Source organism: Citrobacter sp. MGH110 (assembly GCF_001037515.1).
Taxonomy (GTDB): Bacteria; Pseudomonadota; Gammaproteobacteria; order Enterobacterales; family Enterobacteriaceae; genus Citrobacter; species Citrobacter portucalensis.
Genome location: NZ_KQ089831.1, coordinates 440,012 through 462,188 on the forward strand (window position 1 = coordinate 440,012; position 22,177 = coordinate 462,188).

Genomic DNA, 22,177 nt, shown 5'->3' on the forward strand with positions numbered 1-22,177 from the left:
GACGAAGGCAGCGCAGTCAATCAGCAGGAAGGTGGCATGTCTGCACAACCCGTCGATATCCAAATATTTGGCCGTTCACTGCGAGTGAATTGCCCGCCTGAACAAAGGGATGCGTTGAATCAGGCTGCGGACGATCTCAATCAGCGATTGCAAGATCTGAAAGTTCGCACTAGAGTCACAAATACTGAGCAGTTGGTTTTCATCGCCGCGTTGAACATCAGCTATGAATTAACTCAGGAAAAAGCGAAGACGCGTGAGTACGCGGCGAGCATGGAACAACGTATTCGGATGCTACAACAGACCATCGAACAGGCGTTGCTTGATCAGGGTCGCATAACCGAAAAAACGGGCCAAAACTTTGAATAACACTTTTCGGTTTACTGTGGTAGAGTGACCGTGAAGACAAAATTTCTCTGAGATGTTTGCAAGCGGGCCAGTCCCCTGAGCCGATATTTCATACCACAAGAATGTGGCGCTCCACGGTTGGTGAGCATGCTCGGCCCGTCCGAGAAGCCTTAAAACTGTGACGACGCATTCACCTTGAACCAAGGGTTCAAGGGTTACAGCCTGCGGCGGCATCTCGGAGATTCCCTTCTACCTGGCAACAGCCATGACATTACATTCTGAACTCCCTTTATCCCGGCAAGAAATCCGTCAACTAATTCGGCAGCGTCGTCGCGCGCTTACTTCCGAACAGCAACGACAATACGGTCAGCAAGCCGCGACCCGAATGCTCAGTTATCCCCCTGTTGTACTCGCTCATACCGTGGCGGTATTCCTCTCGTTCGATGGCGAACTCGATACCCAGCCGCTAATAGATCAGCTGTGGCGAGCGGGCAAGCGCGTCTATCTTCCGGTTCTTCATCCCTTCAGCCCTGGCAACCTGCTGTTCCTGCACTATCATCCGCACAGCGACCTGGTAACCAATCGCTTAAAGATCCAGGAACCACGACTTGATGTACGTGACGTATTGCCGCTCTCACAGCTGGATGTACTGATTACGCCGTTAGTGGCGTTTGATGAGGTCGGGCAACGCCTGGGTATGGGCGGCGGATTTTACGATCGGACGCTTCAAAACTGGCAGCAGCATAAGATCCAGCCCGTAGGCTACGCGCACGATTGTCAGCGAGTGGAAAAGCTACCTGTCGAAGAATGGGATATCCCGCTGCCTGCGGTGGTGACGCCGTCCAAAATCTGGGAGTGGTAGCTTTTTTACCAATTGCGGCAAGGCTCGAAAACAGAATGTATGCGTGACAGGAAGAGATTTTGAGGCCGGGAAATCAGAGGAAAGATGGGCAGGTCATCGCCTGCCCATGTAGAGGAAATCAGTACAGCAGACGAGCGCGAATGGTTCCCGGAAGGGCTTTCATCGCCAGCAACGCTTTCTCTGCCACATCTTCATCCGCTTCAATATCAATAACCACGTAACCTACCTGTGCGGAAGTCTGCAGATACTGCGCGGCAATGTTGACGCCCTGCTCGGCAAAAATCTGGTTCAGCGCAGTCAGTACGCCCGGACGGTTTTCGTGAATGTGCATCAGACGACGACCGCCGTGCAGCGGCAGCGAAACTTCCGGGAAGTTAACAGCAGACAGCGTAGAGCCGTTGTCGGAATACTTGGTCAGTTTCCCAGCCACTTCCAGACCGATGTTTTCCTGTGCTTCCAGCGTTGAACCACCAATGTGCGGCGTCAGGATCACGTTGTCGAAATCACACAGCGGCGAAGTGAAAGGATCGCTGTTGGTTGCCGGCTCGGTTGGGAATACGTCGATTGCTGCCCCTGCCAGGTGCTTGGTCGCTAACGCGTCGCACAGCGCAGGAATATCAACAACTGTACCGCGTGCGGCGTTAATCAGCAGCGCGCCTGGTTTCATCAACGCAATCTCACGCGCGCCCATCAGATTTTTGGTGGAGGCATTTTCCGGTACGTGCAAACTGACCACGTCGCTCATATTGAGCAGGTCGGAAAGATGCTGCACCTGCGTGGCGTTGCCGAGCGGGAGTTTATTTTCAATATCATAGAAATAGACGTGCATCCCCAGCGATTCCGCCAGAATGCCCAGCTGAGTACCAATGTGGCCGTAGCCGATGATCCCCAGTTTTTTGCCACGTGCTTCAAACGAGCCGGTAGCCAGTTTATTCCACACGCCGCGGTGTGCTTTGGCGTTTGCTTCGGGTACGCCGCGTAGCAGCAGCAGCAGTTCGCCAATCACCAGTTCCGCAACGGAACGTGTGTTAGAGAATGGTGCGTTAAACACGGGGATACCGCGCTTTGCCGCAGCGCTGAGATCAACCTGGTTGGTGCCGATACAGAAGCAGCCAATCGCGACCAGTTTCTCTGCGGCGTCAATCACATCTTCAGTCAGATGGGTACGGGATCGCAGGCCAATGAAGTGGGCATCACGGATGGACTCTTTCAGTTGTTCAGTGTCCAGAGCGCCTTTATGAAACTCGATGTTGGTATAACCTGCTGCACGAAGGCTTTCGAGCGCTTTTTGATGCACGCCTTCAACCAGCAGAAATTTAATCTTATCTTTCTCCAGTGATACCTTTGCCATTTCCCCGACCCTGTCTTTTTTTGTTCAAACTGATGTGTTGTGTGTGGGATTTTCATCCGTCTCTTCAACATATCAAAAAATAATATTGCGGCAATATGAACGTTTGCGTCGCCGTGCTGAAGAAATGTCATTCAGAGAGAAATGTCAGAGGAAAATACTGGCGATAACTTTTTCTTTGGAGAGATCGGCAGGACAATATTATAAACGTGACACAAGTCACCAAATTTGCCCTGCCAAAATTTTTTTAACGGGAGAAGACACTCCCGTCAGATCATTTTACGATAGTTTTCACGCCGTCTGGCGTACCGATCAGCGCAACATCCGCACCACGGTTGGCAAACAGACCGACGGTTACCACGCCCGGAATCGCATTGATGGCGTTTTCCATCGCGATGGCATCGAGGATCTCCAGACCGTGTACATCAAGGATCACGTTACCATTGTCCGTCACTACGCCCTGACGGTATTCAGGACGACCGCCCAGCTTCACCAACTGGCGAGCCACAGCGCTGCGCGCCATTGGGATCACTTCAACCGGCAGCGGGAAGTTACCGAGAATATCGACTTCTTTGGACGCGTCGGCAATGCAGATAAATTTCTTCGCCACGGAAGCAATAATTTTTTCACGGGTCAACGCAGCGCCGCCGCCCTTGATCATCTGCATGTGGCCGTTGATTTCATCCGCGCCGTCAACGTATACGCCGAGGCTGTCCACTTCATTAAGATCGAACACGTGGATACCGAGGCTTTTGAGTTTTTCGGTTGAAGCGTCCGAACTGGATACCGCACCTTCAATCTGACCTTTCATTGTGCCCAGCGCATCAATAAAGTGTGCGGCTGTTGAACCTGTACCTACGCCCACAATGGTACCGGGCTGTACATACTGAAGTGCCGCCCATCCTACTGCTTTTTTCAGTTCATCCTGCGTCATGATCGTTTCGCCTGTGGTGTGAATATGGTGGGAAAATTCACGCGCATTATAGAACATTGTGCAGAAAAATGTTCCCACACCCGCTCGCAAGCGGCGGATTTCGTCTTTACCCAACCTAAATTTGTGTCATAGTGCAGAACAAGCAAAATTTTCAGGAGTGCGTCAAAGCAATGAAACGTCCGGACTACAGAACACTACAAGCACTGGATGCGGTTATTCGTGAACGAGGATTTGAGCGCGCGGCGCAAAAGCTGTGCATCACGCAATCCGCGGTTTCACAGCGCATAAAACAGCTTGAGAATATGTTCGGACAACCGCTGCTGGTGCGTACCGTACCACCACGCCCAACCGAACAGGGGCAGAAACTACTGGCGCTTTTGCGTCAGGTTGAACTGCTGGAAGACGAGTGGCTGGGTGATGAACAAACCGGCTCGACGCCGCTGCTGCTCTCACTGGCGGTGAACGCCGACAGTCTGGCGACCTGGTTGCTTCCGGCGCTGGCTCCGGTACTGGCCAATTCACCGATTCGTCTGAACCTGCAGGTTGAGGATGAAACGCGCACTCAGGAGCGTCTACGTCGTGGTGAGGTGGTCGGTGCGGTGAGTATTCAGCATCAGGCGCTGCCAAGCTGTCTGGTGGATAAACTCGGCGCGCTGGACTACCTGTTTGTTGGATCCAAACCTTTCGCCGAGCGCTATTTCCCTAACGGCGTCACCCGCTCTGCCCTGCTGAAAGCCCCAGCGGTAGCGTTTGACCATCTTGATGATATGCACCAGGCGTTCCTGCAACAAAACTTCGACCTGCCACCGGGCAGCGTGCCGTGCCATATCGTTAACTCGTCTGAAGCCTTTGTTCAATTGGCGCGTCAGGGAACGACCTGCTGCATGATCCCCCACTTGCAGATTGAGAAAGAACTGGAAAGCGGCGAACTTATCGACTTAACACCGGGCCTGTTCCAGCGCCGGATGCTGTACTGGCACCGTTTTGCACCGGAAAGCCGCATGATGCGCAACGTCACCGATGCGCTGCTGGCCTATGGTCACAACGTACTGCGTCAGGATTAAACCGCTCATAACCTCTGAGTGCCGGATGGTGGCGTAACGCCCTATCCGGCCGACAAGCCTTTTACCCTCTTTTCATGCTATTCCCGCCACGTCTTTGAAATAAATCACAAAATCAAACACGCCACGCGGCAAAAAACGACGCCCTGTTGGCTATTTTTTGCTGGCGACAAGCCAAATGAAAAAGCTCACCGTATTCGCAAAGATTCAACTTATTGCGTAATACGGAGCAAAAAATGGCAAACGTGCAGGAGTGGCAAACACTCGCCAATAAAGAACTCAGTCGACGGGAAAAAACCGTCGAGTCGCTGGAAAGACAGACGGCGGAAGGGATTGCCATCAAGCCGCTGTACACCGAAGAAGACCTCGATAATCTGGAAGTCACGGGCACCCTTCCCGGCCTGCCGCCTTACGTGCGTGGCCCGCGCGCCACCATGTATACCGCGCAGCCGTGGACCATTCGTCAGTACGCTGGTTTCTCTACCGCCAAAGAGTCCAACGCCTTTTACCGCCGCAACCTCGCCGCCGGGCAAAAAGGGCTTTCCGTCGCCTTTGACCTTGCCACCCATCGTGGCTACGACTCTGACAACCCGCGCGTGGCGGGTGACGTCGGCAAAGCGGGCGTGGCGATCGATACCGTCGAAGATATGAAGATACTGTTCGACCAGATCCCGCTGGATAAGATGTCAGTATCGATGACCATGAACGGCGCGGTTCTACCTGTGCTGGCGTTTTATATCGTCGCTGCAGAAGAACAAGGCGTAGCGCCGGAACAACTCACCGGGACCATTCAGAACGATATTCTGAAAGAGTACCTGTGCCGCAACACCTACATTTATCCCCCAAAACCGTCCATGCGCATTATCGCCGACATCATCGCCTGGTGCTCTGGCAACATGCCGCGCTTTAACACCATCAGCATCAGCGGCTATCACATGGGTGAAGCCGGAGCGAACTGCGTGCAGCAGGTAGCGTTTACGCTGGCAGACGGTATTGAATACATCAAAGCTGCACTCTCCGCCGGACTGAAAATTGATGATTTTGCCCCGCGCCTGTCGTTCTTCTTCGGCATCGGCATGGATCTGTTTATGAACGTCGCCATGCTGCGCGCGGCGCGCTATTTGTGGAGTGAAGCGGTCAGCAGCTTTGGCGCGACCAACCCGAAATCTCTCGCTCTGCGTACCCACTGCCAGACGTCCGGCTGGAGCCTGACCGAGCAGGACCCGTACAACAACGTGGTACGAACCACTATTGAAGCACTCGGCGCTACGCTTGGCGGCACCCAGTCGCTGCATACCAATGCTTTTGATGAAGCGCTCGGTCTGCCCACCGATTTCTCCGCCCGTATTGCGCGTAATACGCAGATCATCATTCAGGAAGAATCAGAGATCTGCCGCACCGTTGATCCGCTGGCCGGATCGTATTACGTCGAGTCACTCACCGATCAAATCGTGAAGCAGGCGCGCACGATCATCAAACAGATTGATGAGGCAGGCGGCATGGCGAAGGCGATCGAAGCCGGGCTGCCTAAACGGATGATCGAAGAAGCTTCCGCGCGCGAACAATCGCTGATCGACCAGGGTAAGCGCGTTATCGTCGGCGTCAATAAGTACAAGCTGGATAAAGAAGACGAGACGTCGGTACTGGAGATCGACAACGTGAAGGTGCGCAACGAGCAGATTGCCTCGCTGAAACATATCCGCAACACCCGCGACAACGATGCTGTCAAGGCCGCGCTATCCGCGCTGACCCACGCCGCGCAGCATAATGAAAACCTGCTGGCCGCCGCCGTCAGCGCCGCCCGCGTTCGCGCCACGCTCGGTGAAATCTCCGACGCGCTGGAAGTCGCTTTTGATCGGTATCTGGTTCCCAGCCACTGCGTCACCGGCGTGATTGCGCAAAGCTATCACCAGTCAGACAAATCCGCCGATGAGTTCGATACCATCGTTGCGCAAACCGAACAGTTCCTCGCGGAAAATGGCCGCCGCCCGCGTATTCTGATCGCCAAGATGGGCCAGGACGGCCATGATCGCGGCGCGAAGGTAATCGCCAGCGCCTATTCCGATCTCGGTTTCGATGTCGATCTCAGCCCGATGTTCTCCACTCCGGAAGAGATCGCCCGTCTGGCGGTAGAAAACGATGTGCATGTAATAGGCGCATCGTCACTGGCGGCGGGCCATAAAACGCTGATTCCTGAGTTGGTTACCGCACTCAAAAAATGGGGGCGTGAAGATATCTGCGTGGTAGCAGGAGGCGTTATTCCGCCACAGGATTACGCCTTCCTGCACGAACATGGCGTGGCAGCCATTTATGGTCCCGGCACGCCAATGCTCGACAGCGTCCGCGATGTGTTAACCCGTATCAGTCAGCATCATGATTAACGCCGCCACGCTTGAAGATACCGTCCGCCGTTTGCGACTCGGTGAACGGGCTACGCTCGCCCAGGCGATGACGCTGGTCGAAAGCAACCACCCGCGCCACCAGCCGCTGAGTACGCAATTGCTAGACGCGATTATGCCGTTCACCGGTAACGCCCTGCGCTTGGGGATCACCGGTACGCCGGGCGCGGGCAAAAGCACTTTCCTGGAAGCATTCGGCATGCTGCTTATCCACCACGGATTACGGGTAGCGGTGATCGCCGTCGATCCCAGCAGCCCGGTCAGCGGCGGCAGCATTCTTGGCGATAAAACCCGCATGACGGAGCTGGCCCGCGCCGAATCTGCGTTTATTCGCCCGGTCCCTTCCTGCGGTCATTTAGGCGGTGCCAGCCAGCGTGCCCGCGAATTAATGCTGCTGTGCGAAGCGGCTGGCTTTGACGTGGTGATTGTGGAAACCGTCGGCGTTGGGCAGTCAGAAACCGAAGTCGCAGGCATGGTGGATTGCTTTATCTCACTGCAAATCGCTGGCGGTGGCGACGATTTACAGGGCATCAAAAAAGGCCTGATGGAAATGGCGGATCTGGTCGTCATCAATAAGGACGACGGTGATAACCATACCAGCGTTGCCATTGCCCGCCATATGTACGAGTCCGCCCTGCATATTCTGCGCCGCAAATATGACGAGTGGCAGCCGCGGGTTCTGACCTGTAGCGCCCTGGAAAAACGCGGTATCGAGGAAGTTTGGCAGGCGATTAGCGACTTTAAAACGTGCCTGACCGCCAGCGGTCGACTGGAAAAAGTTCGCCAGCAGCAGGCGGTGGACTGGTTACACCAGCAGGCTGAAGAAGAAGCCCTGCATCTGCTGTTTGCCCGCACTGATTTCGACCACTATTTCCAGCAGACGCTACAGGCCGTCAAAAACAATGATCTTTCGCCGCGCACCGGTCTGCGGCACATCAGCGAATTTATTCAGCATCATTACTTTCAATAAAGAGAACATTATGTCTTATCAATACGTCAACGTGGTCATCATCCAGAAAGTCGCGGTTATTGAGTTCAATTACGCCCGCAAGCTCAATGCCCTGAGTAAAATGTTTATTGACGATCTGATGCAGGCGCTGAGCGATCTCAATCGTGCAGACATTCGCTGCATCATTCTGCGCGCTCCAAGCGGGGCCAAAGTGTTTTCTGCCGGGCATGATATTCATGAACTCCCGACCGGACGTCGCGATCCGCTCTCTTATGACGATCCGCTGCGTCAGATAACCCGTATGATCCAAAAATACCCGAAGCCGGTGATCTCCATGGTCGAAGGCAGCGTCTGGGGCGGCGCGTTTGAGATGATCATGAGTTCCGATCTGATCATTGCAGCCAGTACCTCCACTTTCTCGATGACCCCGGTCAACCTCGGTGTGCCGTATAACCTGGTAGGCATCCACAACCTGACCCGCGACGCTGGTTTTCACATCGTGAAAGAGCTGATTTTTACCGCTTCGCCCATCACCGCTCAACGCGCCATGGCGGTCGGGATCCTTAACCATGTCGTGCCCGTCGAGGAACTGGAAGATTTCACTCTGCAAATGGCGCACCACATCTCGGAAAAAGCGCCGCTGGCCATCGCCGTCATCAAAGAAGAACTGCGCGTGCTGGGTGAAGCGCACACCATGAATTCCGATGAGTTCGAGCGTATTCAGGGCATGCGCCGCGCGGTGTACGACAGCGAGGATTATCAGGAAGGGATGAACGCGTTTATGGAAAAACGTAAACCAAATTTTGTTGGCCATTAATCACGTCCGAGGAAGGAGACGGCCATGAAACGGATGAGCGCCGAACAGGCGGCAGAAATTATCCAGCACGATGATATGGTGGCGTTTAGCGGCTTTACCCCTGCGGGTTCACCCAAAGCGTTACCCAGCGCAATTGCCCAACGCGCCTGCGAACGGCATCAGAACGGGCAGCCTTTTCAGATCCGCCTGCTGACCGGAGCATCAATTGGCGCCGCCGCTGATGATGTTCTATCCGCGGCGGATGCCGTTTCCTGGCGGGCGCCTTATCAAACGTCATCGGGCCTGCGCGAGAAAATTAATCAGGGCCAGGTGAGGTTTGTCGATCTCCATTTGAGTGAAGTGGCGCAAATGGTTAATTACGGCTTTTTTGGCGAGATCGATGTTGCAGTCATTGAAGCCTCCGCTATCGCGCCAGATGGCCGGATTTGGCTTTCCAGCGGTATTGGTAATGCGCCGACCTGGCTGCTGCGGGCGAAAAAAGTGATCATTGAATTGAATCATTACCATAATCCGCGCGTGGCGGAGTTTGCCGACATCGTGATACCCGGTGCGCCGCCGCGGCGTAACAGCGTACCCATTTTTCATACCATGGATCGCGTAGGCAGTCAGTGCGTACAGATAGACCCCAAAAAGGTGGTTGCGGTGGTGGATACCGAGCTGCCCGATGCCGGAAATGCGGCGGATAAAACCAATCCGGTCAGCCAGCAAATTGCCGATAACGTCGTCACTTTCCTGCTGGCAGAAATGGATCACAAACGTATTCCAGCTGAGTTTCTACCCTTACAAAGCGGCGTGGGCAATATCAACAACGCGGTAATGGCGCGACTGGGCGAGAACCCGGATATCCCGCCCTTTATGATGTATTCGGAGGTGTTGCAGGAGTCGGTGGTGCATCTGCTGGAAACGGGCAAGATAACAGGTGCCAGCGCCTCCAGCCTGACCATTTCAGCCCCGTCGCTACAGAAGATTTACGACAACATGGACTTCTTCGCCAGTCGGATTGTGCTGCGCCCGCAGGAGATCTCCAATAACCCGGAAATCATCCGTCGGCTGGGGGTTATTGCGCTCAACGTCGGTCTGGAGTTTGATATCTACGGCCATGCCAATTCCACGCACGTTGCGGGGGTGAACCTGATGAATGGCATCGGCGGCAGCGGGGATTTCGAGCGCAACGCCTACCTGTCTATCTTTATGGCGCCGTCGATTGCCAAAGGCGGGAAAATCTCCACCATCGTACCGATGTGCAGCCATGTCGACCACAGCGAACATAGCGTTAAAGTGATCGTGACCGAACAAGGGATTGCCGATCTGCGTGGGCTATCTCCGATGCAGCGGGCGCACACGATTATCGATAACTGTGCGCACCCTCTTTACCGGGATTATCTGCACCGCTATCTGGAGAAAGCACCCGGCGGACATATCCATCACGATCTCAGCCATGCGTTCGATCTGCATCGTAATCTTCTCGAAACAGGATCGATGCTCGGTTAACTTGCGCTACCGTCACGATCTTCAGCAATATGCTGGAGCATGGTGGCGGTATAGCGATGATTTTTCAGTGAATAGAGAAACTCCTGCATATACATGGGGCTGCCGGGTGCATCGAAATACTTTAGCGTCGACGGGTTCACCAGCCGCCAGGCGAAGTGAGGAATCACCGTCAAAAACTGCCCGCGCTCTACCGCGCTGATCTTGGCCATAAAGCTGTACGGACGGTAGATAATCGTCGGGTTGATCCCGCAGGGCCGCATGTATGCATCCAGCATCGCCTCAAAGTTGGCGCGATTCTGGAAGCGCATTTGCAGCCAGGGCAGCTCGCGCAGCAGATCCTGCGGCTGTTTTTCTTCGTAGCGCCGGGAAACGAGAAACCCCAGACGCAGCGGAGGCAGCTCGCTAATCGCCAGATTCTCCAGTTCCTGGACGCGGGGGGAAACGTGCTGCGGCGAGATAATAAAATCCAGTTTGCGATCGAACAAGTTATCAATCACCCCATTCTCGCTGAATTCAACAGCCTGAGCCGTCACGCCGTCATACTTGTCACCAAGGCTAATCAACTGGTCAAAAATAATCGTTGGGTAGGTATTGTCGATCCCGATGACGATTTCCCGCGAGCGGCGAGAGGCGTTATGGATTTCGTTATCAATGGCAGAAAGGCGCTGATAAACGGGAAACAGCTTCTGATACAGCTCCTGTCCGGCTTTATTCAGGCTGATGTTGTTATCTTTGCGGGTAAACAGCGTATAGCCGATTTGATCTTCCAGTGCGGCAATGCTTTTACCGAAAGGCGATGCGGTCATATGTATTTTTTCTGCCGCTCTGGCGATGTTATTAGTTTGCGCCAGCAGAATGAAATTACGCATCTTTTTCGAGATAAAAATATCCATAGCGTCCCCTTAAAAATCGCTATGGCCTATCCTCATTACGGCGAAAAAAAAGACTGGATGTGGGGTCTCATTTTTACAGTTGCTCACAGAAAAAACCCGGCTGGAAAGCCGGGTCTGCAATGATTACTGGGTTTTGGCTGGCGTTGCTGCTGGCTGCCCCGCCGTCGGCTCAATCTGGAAGACCACATCAACCTGATCGTCAAACTGAATAACCGGCTGTTCGTAGGTTTCCTGAGCGGATGTCGCAGGCGCTGCATCTGCTTTCATCATCCGTACCATCGGGCTCGGTTGATAATTGGAAACGTGGTAACGCACGCTGTAAACGGGCCCCAATTTGCTGTTAAAGCCCGCAGCTAACTGCTCAGCCTGATGAATAGCATCATCAATTGCTGCTTTACGCGCTTTATCTTTGTAAGTATCCGGCTGGGCAACGCCAAGCGATACCGAACGGATCTCATTCAGACCGGCCTTCAGCGCACCATCAAGCAGCGCGTTGAGTTTGTCCAACTGACGCAGCGTGACCTCAACGGTACGTACCGCACGATAGCCTTTAAGGACGCTTTTACCATTCTGGTAGTCGTAGTCCGGCTGGGTGCGCAGGTTTGCCGCGCTAATATCTTTCTTCGCTATCTGGTTCTGTTCAAGGAAGGACAGATATTGCGCCACGCGCTCATCTGCCTGCTTCTTCGCTGAAGCCGCATCCTTTGCAGCAACGTTCACTTCAATCGCCAGAGTAGCGATGTCTGGTGTCGCATCCACGCTTGCCGTTCCGGAAGTCACGATGTGCGGTCCATTTGGCAACTCATTTGCCTGTACCGATAGTGCGCTGAATCCGACTAATGCCGCCAGGGCCATTATTTTGAACTTCACGGTCGTTCCTCCATGTTTCATTAATTACCCCGAAACTCAGGGCACATGCAGGCAAGCTTAGCCGATCTCGCTGCGTTGTCCATCAGACAACACTTAGTTGAACAACGCATGAACGTGCGCAACACCTTCTTTTGCCAACTGAAAAGCGATAAACCACATCACCAATCCTACCAGGGTATTGATGATCCGCTGTGCTTTAGCAGTGCGCAAACGCGGAGCGAGCCAGGCCGCCAGCAATGCCAGGCCGAAGAACCACAGGAACGAAGCGCTGACGGTACCCAGCGCAAACCAGCGCTTAGGCTCAACGTCCAGTTGGCCTCCCAGACTCCCCAGCACCACAAAGGTATCCAGGTAAACATGGGGGTTTAGCCATGTCACCGCCAGCATAGTAGCGATAATTTTCCAGCGGCCCTGCTTCATCACCTCGGCGCTGGCCAGTTCCAGGTTACTGCTCATCGCCGTTTTTAACGCCCCGAAACCGTACCAGAGTAAAAATGCCACCCCACCCCAGGTGACAAGCGCCATCAGCCATGGTGACTGCATCAGCAAGGCGCTACCGCCAAAGATCCCCGCGCAAATCAGCACTAAGTCGCTGATAGCGCAGAGTAAAGCAATCATGATGTGATACTGGCGACGGATCCCCTGATTCATCACGAAGGCGTTTTGCGGACCGAGCGGAAGTATCATAGCCGCACCAAGTGCAAGCCCTTGAAAATAATACGATAACACGTTAATCATCCCGAACTGTTTCTCTTAGGAGCAGACTATAGCGCGGGGAAAACATTAGCGGAAATGGATAATTTTAATCAGGGATAAGAAGAATTAATACCAAGGGTGGGGAAATGCCGGATGACGGCTGACGCCTTATCCGGCCTACAAAACCTGTGGGCCCGGTAAGCGATAGCGCCACCGGGCACGCGATTACTCTGCCGCGCTCTCTTTCACACGCTTGAAGTTCACATCCATCTGCGGGTACGGGAAGCTGATACCGTTGGCGTCAAACTCGCGTTTAATACGCTCCAGTACGTCCCAGTAGACGCTTTGCAGATCGCTACTGTTGCTCCAGACGCGTACCACAAAATTAATCGAGGAAGCGCCCAGCTCATTCAGGCGCACCGTCATTTCACGATCTTTAAGGATACGCTCGTCAGACTGAATGATATCGGTGAGGATTTTTTTCACCTGATCGATATCGGAGTCGTAAGCCACGCCGATGATAAATTCGTTACGACGAACCGGCTCACGAGAGAAGTTAATGATGTTCCCGGCAATGATTTTACCGTTTGGGATCACAACAATCTTACCGTCTACGGTACGCATAGTCGTGGAGAAAATCTGCACGTTGAGTACGGTTCCCGCTACGCCGCCGAGGTCTACATACTCACCTGCGCGGAACGGACGGAACATCACCAGCAGCACGCCAGCGGCGAGGTTAGACAGCGAACCTTGCAGCGCCAGACCAACGGCTAAACCTGCGGCACCGAGAACGGCAATCACAGAAGCGGTTTGTACCCCAACGCGACCCAGAGCGGCAATCAGCGTGAACGCGATAATCCCGTAGCGCACCAGTGCGGAGAGGAAGTCAGCAACGGTTGCATCAATTTTACGTGCCACCATCAGGCGGTTAACGGTGTTTGATACGATGCGCGCCACAATCATACCGATAATGACAATGGCGATGGCCGCAACGATGTTGACGGCATAGCTTAACAGCAGCTCCTGATTGCGGACCAGCCAGGTGCCCGCACCATTTATGCTGTCGACAACATTCAAATCTTCCATTCAATATTCCTTTTTTGCTTACCCAAATGGGAAAAATAAAGCCGTCCCAACGGGACTGGCAATCTGACAAGGGTAAACAATAAACCTGGATTTTGCCAAACAGATCACAGAATTCTCTGCCAGCAGCATATTGAAATGGCAATAAAAAAGGCCCGCATTTGCGGGCCTCATGTCACGTAGAACGGCGTAAATTACAGAACGTCAACCGCGTTCAGTTCTTTGAAAGCCTGTTCCAGACGGGTGATCATGGTTGCCTGACCAGCACGCAGCCATACGCGCGGATCGTAGTATTTCTTGTTCGGCTGATCTTCGCCTTTCGGGTTGCCCAGCTGGCCCTGCAGGTAAGCTTCGTTCGCTTTGTAGTAGTTCAGAACACCTTCCCAGGTAGCCCATTGGGTATCGGTGTCGATGTTCATTTTCACTACGCCATAGCTTACAGAGTCTTTGATTTCCTGAGCAGTAGAACCGGAACCGCCGTGGAAGACGAAGTTCAGGCTGTTGTGCGGCAGGTTATGTTTCTTAGAAACATAGTCCTGAGAGTCGCGCAGGATGGTCGGGGTCAGAACAACGTTACCCGGCTTGTAAACGCCGTGTACGTTACCGAAGGAAGCTGCGATGGTGAAACGCGGGCTGATTTTGCTCAGCTCGGTGTATGCGTAATCAACGTCTTCCGGCTGGGTGTACAGTGCAGAAGCGTCCATGTGGCTGTTGTCCACGCCGTCTTCTTCGCCACCGGTGCAACCCAGTTCGATTTCCAGGGTCATGCCCATTTTGGACATGCGCGCCAGGTATTTGGAGCAGATTTCGATGTTCTCTTCCAGAGACTCTTCAGACAGGTCGATCATGTGAGAAGAGAACAGCGGTTTGCCGGTTGCTGCGAAGTGTTTTTCACCCGCGTCCAGCAGACCGTCGATCCACGGCAGCAGTTTCTTCGCGCAGTGGTCAGTGTGCAGGATAACCGGAACACCGTAGTGTTCAGCCATCTGGTGAACGTGATGCGCGCCAGAGATAGCACCCAGGATTGCAGCGCCCTGAGGAACGTCAGACTTCACGCCTTTACCCGCGATGAAAGAAGCACCACCGTTGGAGAACTGTACGATTACCGGCGCTTTAACTTTTGCAGCGGTTTCCAGAACGGCGTTGATGGAGTCGGTACCAACGCAGTTAACAGCTGGCAGAGCAAAGTTGTTTTCTTTAGCTACCTGGAAAACTTTCTGTACGTCATCACCAGTGATTACGCCTGGTTTTACGAAATCAAAAATTTTAGACATATTACGAATCCTGTATCTTCGGCCGTTGTACACATCATCCTTCAAGCCGCCTCATCGTTGGCTGCCCTCGCTCGCCCCGGTTACTTACGTAAGTAAGCTCCCGGGAACTCACTCTGTTGCCGCCTTGATGCAACTCGAATGATTTTGTGTAAAGAATTGAAGCGTGCTCTAAAGCGCGCTAATAATTGGGCAGGTTTCCCTGCCCATTAGATTCTTACTTTTTAGCACGCTCTTCGAGCATAGCTACTGCTGGCAGTACTTTACCTTCCACGAATTCGAGGAAAGCGCCGCCGCCAGTGGAGATGTAGGAGATTTTGTCAGCAATGCCGAACAGGTCGATTGCTGCCAGGGTGTCACCGCCGCCTGCGATAGAGAACGCTTCGCTGTCTGCGATAGCGTTAGCAACGATTTCAGTACCTTTGCGGAAGTTCGGGAATTCGAACACGCCAACCGGGCCATTCCACAGAATGGTTTTCGCATTTTTCAGGATGTCAGCCAGCTGCTGTGCAGAAGCGTCGCCGATGTCCAGGATCTGCTCGTCTTCTTTCACATCGCTAACGGACTTCAGAGTAGCCGGTGCAGTTTCAGAGAATTCAGTCGCTACGCGAACGTCAGTCGGGACCGGGATGTCGCAAGTGGTCAGCAGACGCTTAGCTTCGTCAACCAGGTCAGCTTCGTACAGGGATTTACCCACGTTGTGGCCTTGAGCGGCAACGAATGTGTTCGCGATACCACCGCCAACGATCAGCTGGTCAGCGATTTTTGACAGAGAATCCAGAACGGTCAGTTTGGTGGAAACTTTAGAACCGCCAACGATAGCAACCATCGGACGAGCAGGTTCTTTCAGTGCTTTACCCAGCGCATCCAGCTCAGCAGCCAGCAGCGGACCTGCGCAAGCTACATCAGCGAATTTACCGATACCGTGAGTAGAAGCCTGTGCACGGTGAGCTGTACCGAAAGCGTCCATTACGAATACGTCGCACAGCGCAGCATATTTTTTGGAAAGTGCTTCGTCGTCTTTCTTCTCGCCTTTGTTGAAGCGAACGTTTTCCAGAACCACCAGTTCACCGGCAGCGACTTCAACGCCGTCCAGGTAATCTTTTACCAGGCGAACCGGAGCAGACAGTTTGTCTTTCAGGTAGTTAACAACCGGCAGCAGAGAGAATTCTTCGTTGTACTCGCCTTCGGTAGGACGACCCAGGTGGGAAGTTACCATCACTTTCGCACCCTGTTTCAGGGCCAGTTCGATGGTCGGCAGAGAAGCACGGATACGCGCATCGCTGGTTACTTTCCCTTCTTTAACTGGTACGTTCAGGTCCGCACGGATAAAAACGCGTTTACCAGCCAGATCCAGATCGGTCATCTTAATTACAGACATGGTGAATCCTCTCGTTGATTCATAAAGTTTTGTCGACGCTCAAGCGTCGAGCCTGAAACCAATAGCAGCCATCGCTAACGTAGTGTCGAGCATACGGTTAGCAAAGCCCCATTCATTATCACACCAGACCAGCGTTTTGATCAGGTGAGCGCCACTCACACGCGTTTGCGTACCATCAACGATGGCGCTGTGCGGGTCGTGGTTAAAATCTACAGAGACCAACGGTAATTCCGTATAGTCAACTATACCATGAAATGCACCTTGTGCTGCTTTTTGCAGCAACTGGTTGACTTCACTGGCTTTTACTGGTTTTTTCACCGTCACGCTTAAGTCGATCGCCGTCACATTTATGGTCGGTACACGCACCGCTATCGCTTCAAAACGATCGTTAAACTGCGGGAAAATTCGCGTGATGCCCGCCGCCAGTTTGGTATCAACCGGAATAATCGACTGGCTGGCCGCTCGCGTGCGACGCAGGTCAGGATGATAAGCATCAATAACCTGCTGATCGTGCATCGCGGAGTGGATCGTGGTGACGGTACCAGACTCAATGCCGTAAGCATCATCCAGCAATTTAATGACGGGTATTATGCAATTCGTGGTGCAGGAAGCGTTGGAAACGATCCGGTGCTCAGCGCGCAGCTGATCCTGATTAACGCCATACACAACGGTTGCGTCGATGTCGTGACTACCAGGATGTGAAAAGAGCACTTTTTTTGCACCAGCGGCAATATGCGCCTCGCCGTGTTCGCGATTGCCGAAGACCCCCGTACAATCCAGCACGATGTCGACACCCAGTTCGCGCCATGGAAGTGCATCGAGTGTTCGCTCATGCAGAATGCGGATAGCGTCATCGCCAACGATGAGCTGGTCACGTTCCTGACGAACATCCCAGGCAAAACGTCCATGGCTGGTGTCATATTTCAACAAATGCGCCATGCCTGCAGCATCCGCAAGTTCGTTGATTGCCACCACGGTGATTTCCGCCCGACGCCCGGATTCATACAAAGCACGAACCACGTTGCGTCCGATGCGACCGAAACCATTAATCGCTACGCGTACGGTCATAGGTCTCCTGCAAGGATTTCTCAGAAACGATGTGGCAGACAGAGTAATGCAGCAAATCGCTCAGGGAAACCTTACCTGTCGCAAACTGCGACTAATTGGTTAATTGTCGAACATTTAATCGACTGAAACGCTTCAGCTAGAATAAGCGAAACGAGGAATAAAAGGAATGATTGTCCAGCAACAGAACACAGTTATCTGACTTGCGTCACATTTTAACGCCCTTCAACGCTAAATTTATTCCATATTCCAGAATGACGAATAACCGTAGCAAAATTATTTCATTGTCGTGTTACACACCCTGATTTAAATCAGAAAGCCCCCTAACCTGCATCTAATCACCAGCGCGAGGTCCGAGTCCCGGAGCCCTTCAATGATGCCGCAGACGGTCTGGATAGCAGACTGAGCCGTGCGATTGCGCAACGCGCGGCGCGTTCCGGAAAAGCAAAAAAAAACGGGCCGCCTGAGCGACCCGTTTTCACCTGTAATCGAAATTACAGCAGTTCTTTAGCTTTCGCGACAACGTTATCTACGGTGAAGCCGAACTCTTCAAACAGCAGCTCTGCCGGAGCAGACTCACCAAAGGTGGTCATACCGACGATTGCGCCGTTCAGGCCCACATATTTGAACCAGTAGTCAGCGATACCTGCTTCCACTGCAACGCGAGCGGAAACCGCTTTCGGCAGCACAGACTCACGGTAAGCGGCATCCTGTTTGTCGAACGCGTCGGTAGACGGCATGGAAACCACGCGAGCCTTCACGCCTTCGGCAGTCAGTTTGTCCCACGCAGCCACAGCCAGCTCAACTTCAGAACCGGTAGCGATGAAGATCAGTTCCGGCTGACCGTCGCAGTCTTTCAGCACGTAACCACCGCGAGCGATGTTTGCCAGTTGCTCTTCGGTACGCTCCTGCTGTGCCAGGTTCTGGCGGGAGAGGATCAGCGCGGTCGGGCCGTCCTGACGCTCAACACCATATTTCCACGCAACGGCGGATTCAACCTGGTCACACGGACGCCATGTGCTCATGTTCGGGGTCACACGCAGAGAAGCAACCTGCTCTACCGGCTGGTGAGTCGGGCCGTCTTCGCCCAGACCGATGGAGTCGTGGGTGTAGACCATGACCTGACGCTGTTTCATCAGCGCAGCCATACGCACCGCGTTACGGGCATATTCCACAAACATCAGGAAGGTGGAGGTGTACGGCAGGAAACCACCGTGCAGGGAGATACCGTTCGCGATAGCGGTCATACCGAATTCACGCACACCGTAATGGATGTAGTTACCGGCAGTATCTTCGTTAATCGCTTTCGAACCAGACCACAGCGTCAGGTTAGACGGTGCCAGGTCAGCGGAGCCGCCGAGGAATTCAGGCAGCAGAGGACCGAAGGCTTCAATCGCGTTCTGAGAAGCTTTACGGCTGGCGATTTTCGCCGGATTAGCCTGCAGCTTAGCAATGAACTCGTTCGCTTTGGCGTCGAAGTCAGACGGCATTTCACCTTTCATACGACGGGTGAATTCAGCCGCTTCCTGCGGGTAGGCTTTCGCATAAGCAGCGAACTTCTCGTTCCATGCAGCTTCTTTTGCCTGACCGGCTTCTTTCGCATCCCACTGCGCGTAGATTTCAGACGGGATTTCGAACGGCGCGTATTTCCAGCCCAGCTGTTCACGGGTCAGTGCGATTTCTGCATCGCCCAGCGGTGCACCGTGAGAGTCGTGAGTACCCGCTTTGTTCGGAGAACCGAAACCGATGATGGTTTTGCACATCAGCAGGGACGGTTTGTCGGTTACTGCGCGTGCTTCTTCAACTGCGCGCTTAATCGCGTCAGCATCGTGGCCATCAACACCACGAACCACATGCCAGCCGTAAGCTTCAAAACGCTTCGCGGTGTCATCGGTGAACCAGCCTTCAACGTGGCCATCGATAGAGATGCCGTTGTCATCGTAGAACGCAACCAGTTTGCCCAGCTTCAGCGTACCAGCCAGGGAACATACCTCGTGAGAGATACCTTCCATCATGCAGCCGTCGCCCATGAAAGCATAGGTGAAGTGGTCAACGATGTCGTGACCTGGACGGTTAAACTGCGCCGCCAGCGTTTTTTCAGCGATAGCCATACCCACTGCATTCGCAATGCCCTGACCCAGAGGACCTGTAGTGGTTTCAACACCCGCGGTGTAACCCACTTCCGGGTGACCCGGAGTTTTGGAGTGCAGCTGACGGAAGTTCTGCAGCTCGGACATCGGCAGATCGTAGCCGGTGAGGTGCAGCAGGCTATAAATCAGCATGGAGCCGTGGCCGTTGGACAGCACGAAGCGGTCACGGTCAGCCCAGGACGGGTTAGTCGGGTTGTGGTTCAGGAAATCACGCCACAGGACTTCGGCAATGTCAGCCATACCCATCGGGGCACCCGGGTGACCGGATTTGGCTTTCTGTACTGCGTCCATGCTCAGCGCACGAATAGCATTGGCAAGCTCTTTACGTGAGGACATTTTGACTCCAGATCGGATAATGAAGGCTGAGCCCTTAACGACTTGACGACAGCGCGTTTTGGGCTACGCCGGAAAAAAGTGCCAACAATGTAACCCAAGCCGCGTGTCATGTACATGGAGCATCCTTTTGCCGCTTCAGAAATCTCTGGATCATGCGCGCAAGTTGCGCAATCTTCTCGCCCGCGTATTGTTCTTTTCTTTATACTTAGGCCGAGCGTCGGTTCACCTGCAAACGACGTAATTTTTAGAATAATCCTGACTTTGTGCGGAAGAGAAAAAATGAAAATTCGCGCTTTACTGCTTGCTACGAGCATGGCTGCGGCATTGACCGGCTGCCAGAACATGGACTCCAACGGACTGCTTTCTTCTGGCGCGGAGGCTTTTCAGGCCTACAGTCTGAGCGATGCTCAGGTAAAAGCGCTGAGCGATCAGGCCTGTAAAGATATGGACAGCAAGGCTACTATCGCCCCGGCCAGCAGCGAGTACGCAACGCGTCTTGGCAAAATATCCGCCGCGCTTGGCGATAACATTAACGGCCAGCCGGTGAACTACAAAGTCTATATGGCGAAAGATGTGAATGCCTTTGCCATGGCAAACGGCTGTATCCGCGTATACAGCGGCCTGATGGATATGATGACCGACAACGAAGTCGAAGCGGTGATCGGCCATGAAATGGGCCACGTCGCGCTGGGTCACGTGAAAAAAGGTATGCAGGTTGCGCTGGGTACCAACGCCGTACGTGCAGCGGCGGCATCCGCTGGCGGTATTGTCGGCAGCCTGTCGCAGTCGCAACTGGGCGATCTTGGCGAGAAACTGGTGAACTCGCAGTTCTCCCAGCGTCAGGAATCCGAGGCGGATGATTACTCGTATGATTTGTTGCGCAAACGCGGGATCAATCCGGCAGGTTTAGCCACCAGCTTTGAGAAACTGGCCAAACTGGAAGCTGGACGTCAAAGCTCAATGTTTGACGATCACCCGGCATCCGCTGAACGTGCGCAACATATTCGCGATCGCATGAGCGCAGACGGGATCAAATAACCCTTGAACACTGCCGGATGGCGGCGTGAACGCCTTATCCGGCCTACAGATTTCATCCCATTATCGGACGTAATTGGCGAAGTCAGTTTGGGCCCGGCCAGCGCACAGCCACCGGAGCGTACACGTAGTACGTGAGGATGGCGAGCACTGCCCGGACCCAAAATGACGAGTAAAATAGTCCGACTATTATTCGCCTTTCTTCGCCGCCTGAATATACAGCATTTCCAGAGCCAGCGTAGCCGCCGCCAGCGCGGTGATCTCTGACTGATCGTAGGCCGGAGCCACTTCAACGACGTCCATCCCGACGATATTCAGATCTTTCAGACCACGTACCAGCTTGATCGCGCGATCGGAAGTCAGACCGCCAATCACTGGCGTACCGGTACCCGGCGCAAACGCAGGATCCAGGCAGTCGATATCAAAGGTCAGATACACCGGCATATCACCGACAATCTGCTTAACCTGGGCGATGATGTCATCCACGCTGCGATCATTCACCTGGCAGGCATCCAGCACGGTAAAGCCGTTGTCTTTGTCGAATTCGGTACGAATACCAATCTGCACAGAGTGATTCGGATCGATCAGCCCTTCGTTCGGCGCAGTGTAGAACATGGTGCCGTGGTCGAATTCGCAGCCGTTCGCGTAGGTATCGGTGTGGGCATCAAAATGCACCAGCGCCATTTTACCAAAATGCTTAGCGTGCGCGCGCAACAGCGGCAGCGTGACGAAGTGGTCGCCGCCGAAGGAGAGCATGCGCTTACCGGCAGAAAGCAGTTTCTCAGCATGAGCCTGCAGTTTTTCACTCATTTCACGCGCATCACCGAAGGCATAAACCAGATCGCCGCAGTCCACCACGTTCAGGCGCTCGCGCATATCGAAGTTCCACGGGAAGCGGTTATGCTCCCACGCCAGGTTAGTGGAAACCTGACGGATCGCCGCCGGACCATGACGCCCGCCCGCACGACCAGACGTTGCCATATCAAACGGTACGCCGGTGATCACCCAATCGGCGTCGCTGTCGTACGGCATGAAGTTCATCGGCAGACGTAAAAAACCAAAGGCGTTAGAAACCAGGGAGTTGTCGTATTGATGACCTAAGGTGCTCATGTACTGACCTCTTTAAAAATCGATGAAAAAAAATCCCCTCCGCGTCGTTAAGCCCGACGAGGAAGGGATTGATTTGGTAAC

The 22,177-nt window shown here is 53.7% G+C and carries 19 protein-coding genes and 1 other RNA gene; 9 read left to right on the plus strand and 11 right to left on the minus strand.

Annotated elements, in window-relative coordinates; all coding sequences use genetic code 11:
• Nucleotides 1–36: 36 nt before the first annotated feature.
• The 3 genes from zapA to SK38_RS18170 all read left to right on the plus strand — a co-directional run bounded on the left by zapA (nt 37) and on the right by SK38_RS18170 (nt 1,207).
• Nucleotides 37–366: a cell division protein ZapA gene (zapA, locus tag SK38_RS18165; protein ID WP_003026980.1), complete on the plus strand. Its 330-nt coding sequence runs from the start codon at nt 37–39 to the stop codon at nt 364–366.
• 41 nt (nt 367–407) lie between these two features.
• Nucleotides 408–591, plus strand: a non-coding RNA gene (gene ssrS / locus SK38_RS24305) — 6S RNA.
• Between the two features lie 19 nt (nt 592–610).
• Entirely contained in the window at nt 611–1,207 is a 597-nt protein-coding gene (locus SK38_RS18170) for a 5-formyltetrahydrofolate cyclo-ligase (protein WP_048236724.1), read from the plus strand.
• Between the two features lie 118 nt (nt 1,208–1,325).
• Here the strand turns inward: SK38_RS18170 and serA are convergent, their stop codons facing one another.
• On the minus strand, nt 1,326–2,558 hold the full coding sequence (serA, locus tag SK38_RS18175; RefSeq protein ID WP_003825480.1) for a phosphoglycerate dehydrogenase: 1,233 nt from the start codon (nt 2,556–2,558) through the stop codon (nt 1,326–1,328).
• Nucleotides 2,559–2,829: 271 nt separating this feature from the next.
• Complete coding sequence (rpiA, locus tag SK38_RS18180; RefSeq protein ID WP_003825479.1) at nt 2,830–3,489, minus strand: ribose-5-phosphate isomerase RpiA; 660 nt, start codon at nt 3,487–3,489, stop codon at nt 2,830–2,832.
• A gap of 170 nt (nt 3,490–3,659) precedes the next feature.
• On the opposite strand from rpiA, the gene argP reads away from it, so the two are divergent.
• The 5 genes from argP (at nt 3,660) to SK38_RS18205 (ending at nt 10,206) form a co-directional block, all read left to right on the plus strand.
• A complete protein-coding gene (argP, locus tag SK38_RS18185) occupies nt 3,660–4,553 on the plus strand; it encodes a DNA-binding transcriptional regulator ArgP (protein WP_003825477.1) in 894 nt (297 codons plus the stop codon).
• A 233-nt stretch (nt 4,554–4,786) separates the two neighbouring features.
• Nucleotides 4,787–6,931: a methylmalonyl-CoA mutase gene (gene scpA, locus SK38_RS18190; protein WP_048236726.1), complete on the plus strand. Its 2,145-nt coding sequence runs from the start codon at nt 4,787–4,789 to the stop codon at nt 6,929–6,931.
• Nucleotides 6,924–7,919, plus strand: a complete 996-nt coding sequence (meaB, locus tag SK38_RS18195; RefSeq protein WP_048236727.1) for a methylmalonyl Co-A mutase-associated GTPase MeaB — start codon at nt 6,924–6,926, stop codon at nt 7,917–7,919. The genes scpA and meaB overlap by 8 nt, the downstream gene beginning before the upstream one ends.
• Nucleotides 7,920–7,929: 10 nt before the next feature.
• Nucleotides 7,930–8,715 carry a methylmalonyl-CoA decarboxylase gene (scpB, locus tag SK38_RS18200; protein ID WP_048236729.1) on the plus strand — a complete coding sequence of 262 codons (786 nt, stop codon included), beginning with the start codon at nt 7,930–7,932 and terminating at the stop codon, nt 8,713–8,715.
• A gap of 24 nt (nt 8,716–8,739) precedes the next feature.
• On the plus strand, nt 8,740–10,206 hold the full coding sequence (locus SK38_RS18205; protein ID WP_048236730.1) for a succinyl-CoA:acetate CoA-transferase ScpC: 1,467 nt from the start codon (nt 8,740–8,742) through the stop codon (nt 10,204–10,206).
• Here the strand turns inward: SK38_RS18205 and srsR are convergent.
• From srsR to tkt, 8 genes are all read right to left on the minus strand, one after another.
• Entirely contained in the window at nt 10,203–11,099 is an 897-nt protein-coding gene (gene srsR / locus SK38_RS18210) for a LysR family transcriptional regulator SrsR (protein ID WP_003026999.1), read from the minus strand. The two genes, SK38_RS18205 and srsR, sit on opposite strands and share 4 nt — an antisense overlap.
• Nucleotides 11,100–11,222: 123 nt before the next feature.
• Nucleotides 11,223–11,969, minus strand: coding sequence for an oxidative stress defense protein (locus SK38_RS18215; RefSeq protein WP_003825465.1), 747 nt, complete (start codon nt 11,967–11,969; stop codon nt 11,223–11,225).
• 93 nt (nt 11,970–12,062) lie between these two features.
• A complete protein-coding gene (gene argO / locus SK38_RS18220; RefSeq protein ID WP_003027005.1) occupies nt 12,063–12,698 on the minus strand; it encodes an arginine exporter ArgO in 636 nt (211 codons plus the stop codon).
• A 192-nt stretch (nt 12,699–12,890) separates the two neighbouring features.
• On the minus strand, nt 12,891–13,751 hold the full coding sequence (locus SK38_RS18225; protein WP_003825461.1) for a small-conductance mechanosensitive channel MscS: 861 nt from the start codon (nt 13,749–13,751) through the stop codon (nt 12,891–12,893).
• 191 nt (nt 13,752–13,942) lie between these two features.
• Nucleotides 13,943–15,022 carry a class II fructose-bisphosphate aldolase gene (gene fbaA / locus SK38_RS18230; protein WP_003027029.1) on the minus strand — a complete coding sequence of 360 codons (1,080 nt, stop codon included), beginning with the start codon at nt 15,020–15,022 and terminating at the stop codon, nt 13,943–13,945.
• 214 nt (nt 15,023–15,236) lie between these two features.
• Entirely contained in the window at nt 15,237–16,400 is a 1,164-nt protein-coding gene (gene pgk, locus SK38_RS18235; RefSeq protein WP_003027032.1) for a phosphoglycerate kinase, read from the minus strand.
• A gap of 39 nt (nt 16,401–16,439) precedes the next feature.
• Nucleotides 16,440–17,468, minus strand: coding sequence for an erythrose-4-phosphate dehydrogenase (gene epd, locus SK38_RS18240; protein ID WP_008785759.1), 1,029 nt, complete (start codon nt 17,466–17,468; stop codon nt 16,440–16,442).
• A gap of 491 nt (nt 17,469–17,959) precedes the next feature.
• Nucleotides 17,960–19,951 (minus strand): transketolase, encoded by a 1,992-nt coding sequence (gene tkt, locus SK38_RS18245; RefSeq protein ID WP_003825453.1) that lies wholly within the window; start codon nt 19,949–19,951, stop codon nt 17,960–17,962.
• A 279-nt stretch (nt 19,952–20,230) separates the two neighbouring features.
• On the opposite strand from tkt, the gene SK38_RS18250 reads away from it, so the two are divergent.
• Entirely contained in the window at nt 20,231–20,989 is a 759-nt protein-coding gene (locus tag SK38_RS18250; protein WP_032944921.1) for a metalloprotease LoiP, read from the plus strand.
• A 186-nt stretch (nt 20,990–21,175) separates the two neighbouring features.
• Here SK38_RS18250 and speB read toward each other — a convergent pair whose 3' ends face one another.
• Entirely contained in the window at nt 21,176–22,096 is a 921-nt protein-coding gene (speB, locus tag SK38_RS18255; protein ID WP_003027056.1) for an agmatinase, read from the minus strand.
• Nucleotides 22,097–22,177: the final 81 nt, after the last annotated feature.

Bases quoted from the DNA above. Each gene is read 5' to 3' on its own strand.
- zapA (WP_003026980.1), top strand. From the start codon at position 37: ATGTCTGCACAACCCGTCGATATCCAAATATTTGGCCGTTCACTGCGA.
- SK38_RS18170 (WP_048236724.1), top strand. From the start codon at position 611: ATGACATTACATTCTGAACTCCCTTTATCCCGGCAAGAAATCCGTCAA.
- serA (WP_003825480.1), bottom strand. From the start codon at position 2,558: ATGGCAAAGGTATCACTGGAGAAAGATAAGATTAAATTTCTGCTGGTT.
- rpiA (WP_003825479.1), bottom strand. From the start codon at position 3,489: ATGACGCAGGATGAACTGAAAAAAGCAGTAGGATGGGCGGCACTTCAG.
- argP (WP_003825477.1), top strand. From the start codon at position 3,660: ATGAAACGTCCGGACTACAGAACACTACAAGCACTGGATGCGGTTATT.
- scpA (WP_048236726.1), top strand. From the start codon at position 4,787: ATGGCAAACGTGCAGGAGTGGCAAACACTCGCCAATAAAGAACTCAGT.
- meaB (WP_048236727.1), top strand. From the start codon at position 6,924: ATGATTAACGCCGCCACGCTTGAAGATACCGTCCGCCGTTTGCGACTC.
- scpB (WP_048236729.1), top strand. From the start codon at position 7,930: ATGTCTTATCAATACGTCAACGTGGTCATCATCCAGAAAGTCGCGGTT.
- SK38_RS18205 (WP_048236730.1), top strand. From the start codon at position 8,740: ATGAAACGGATGAGCGCCGAACAGGCGGCAGAAATTATCCAGCACGAT.
- srsR (WP_003026999.1), bottom strand. From the start codon at position 11,099: ATGGATATTTTTATCTCGAAAAAGATGCGTAATTTCATTCTGCTGGCG.
- SK38_RS18225 (WP_003825461.1), bottom strand. From the start codon at position 13,751: ATGGAAGATTTGAATGTTGTCGACAGCATAAATGGTGCGGGCACCTGG.
- fbaA (WP_003027029.1), bottom strand. From the start codon at position 15,022: ATGTCTAAAATTTTTGATTTCGTAAAACCAGGCGTAATCACTGGTGAT.
- pgk (WP_003027032.1), bottom strand. From the start codon at position 16,400: ATGTCTGTAATTAAGATGACCGATCTGGATCTGGCTGGTAAACGCGTT.
- epd (WP_008785759.1), bottom strand. From the start codon at position 17,468: ATGACCGTACGCGTAGCGATTAATGGTTTCGGTCGCATCGGACGCAAC.
- tkt (WP_003825453.1), bottom strand. From the start codon at position 19,951: ATGTCCTCACGTAAAGAGCTTGCCAATGCTATTCGTGCGCTGAGCATG.
- SK38_RS18250 (WP_032944921.1), top strand. From the start codon at position 20,231: ATGAAAATTCGCGCTTTACTGCTTGCTACGAGCATGGCTGCGGCATTG.
- speB (WP_003027056.1), bottom strand. From the start codon at position 22,096: ATGAGCACCTTAGGTCATCAATACGACAACTCCCTGGTTTCTAACGCC.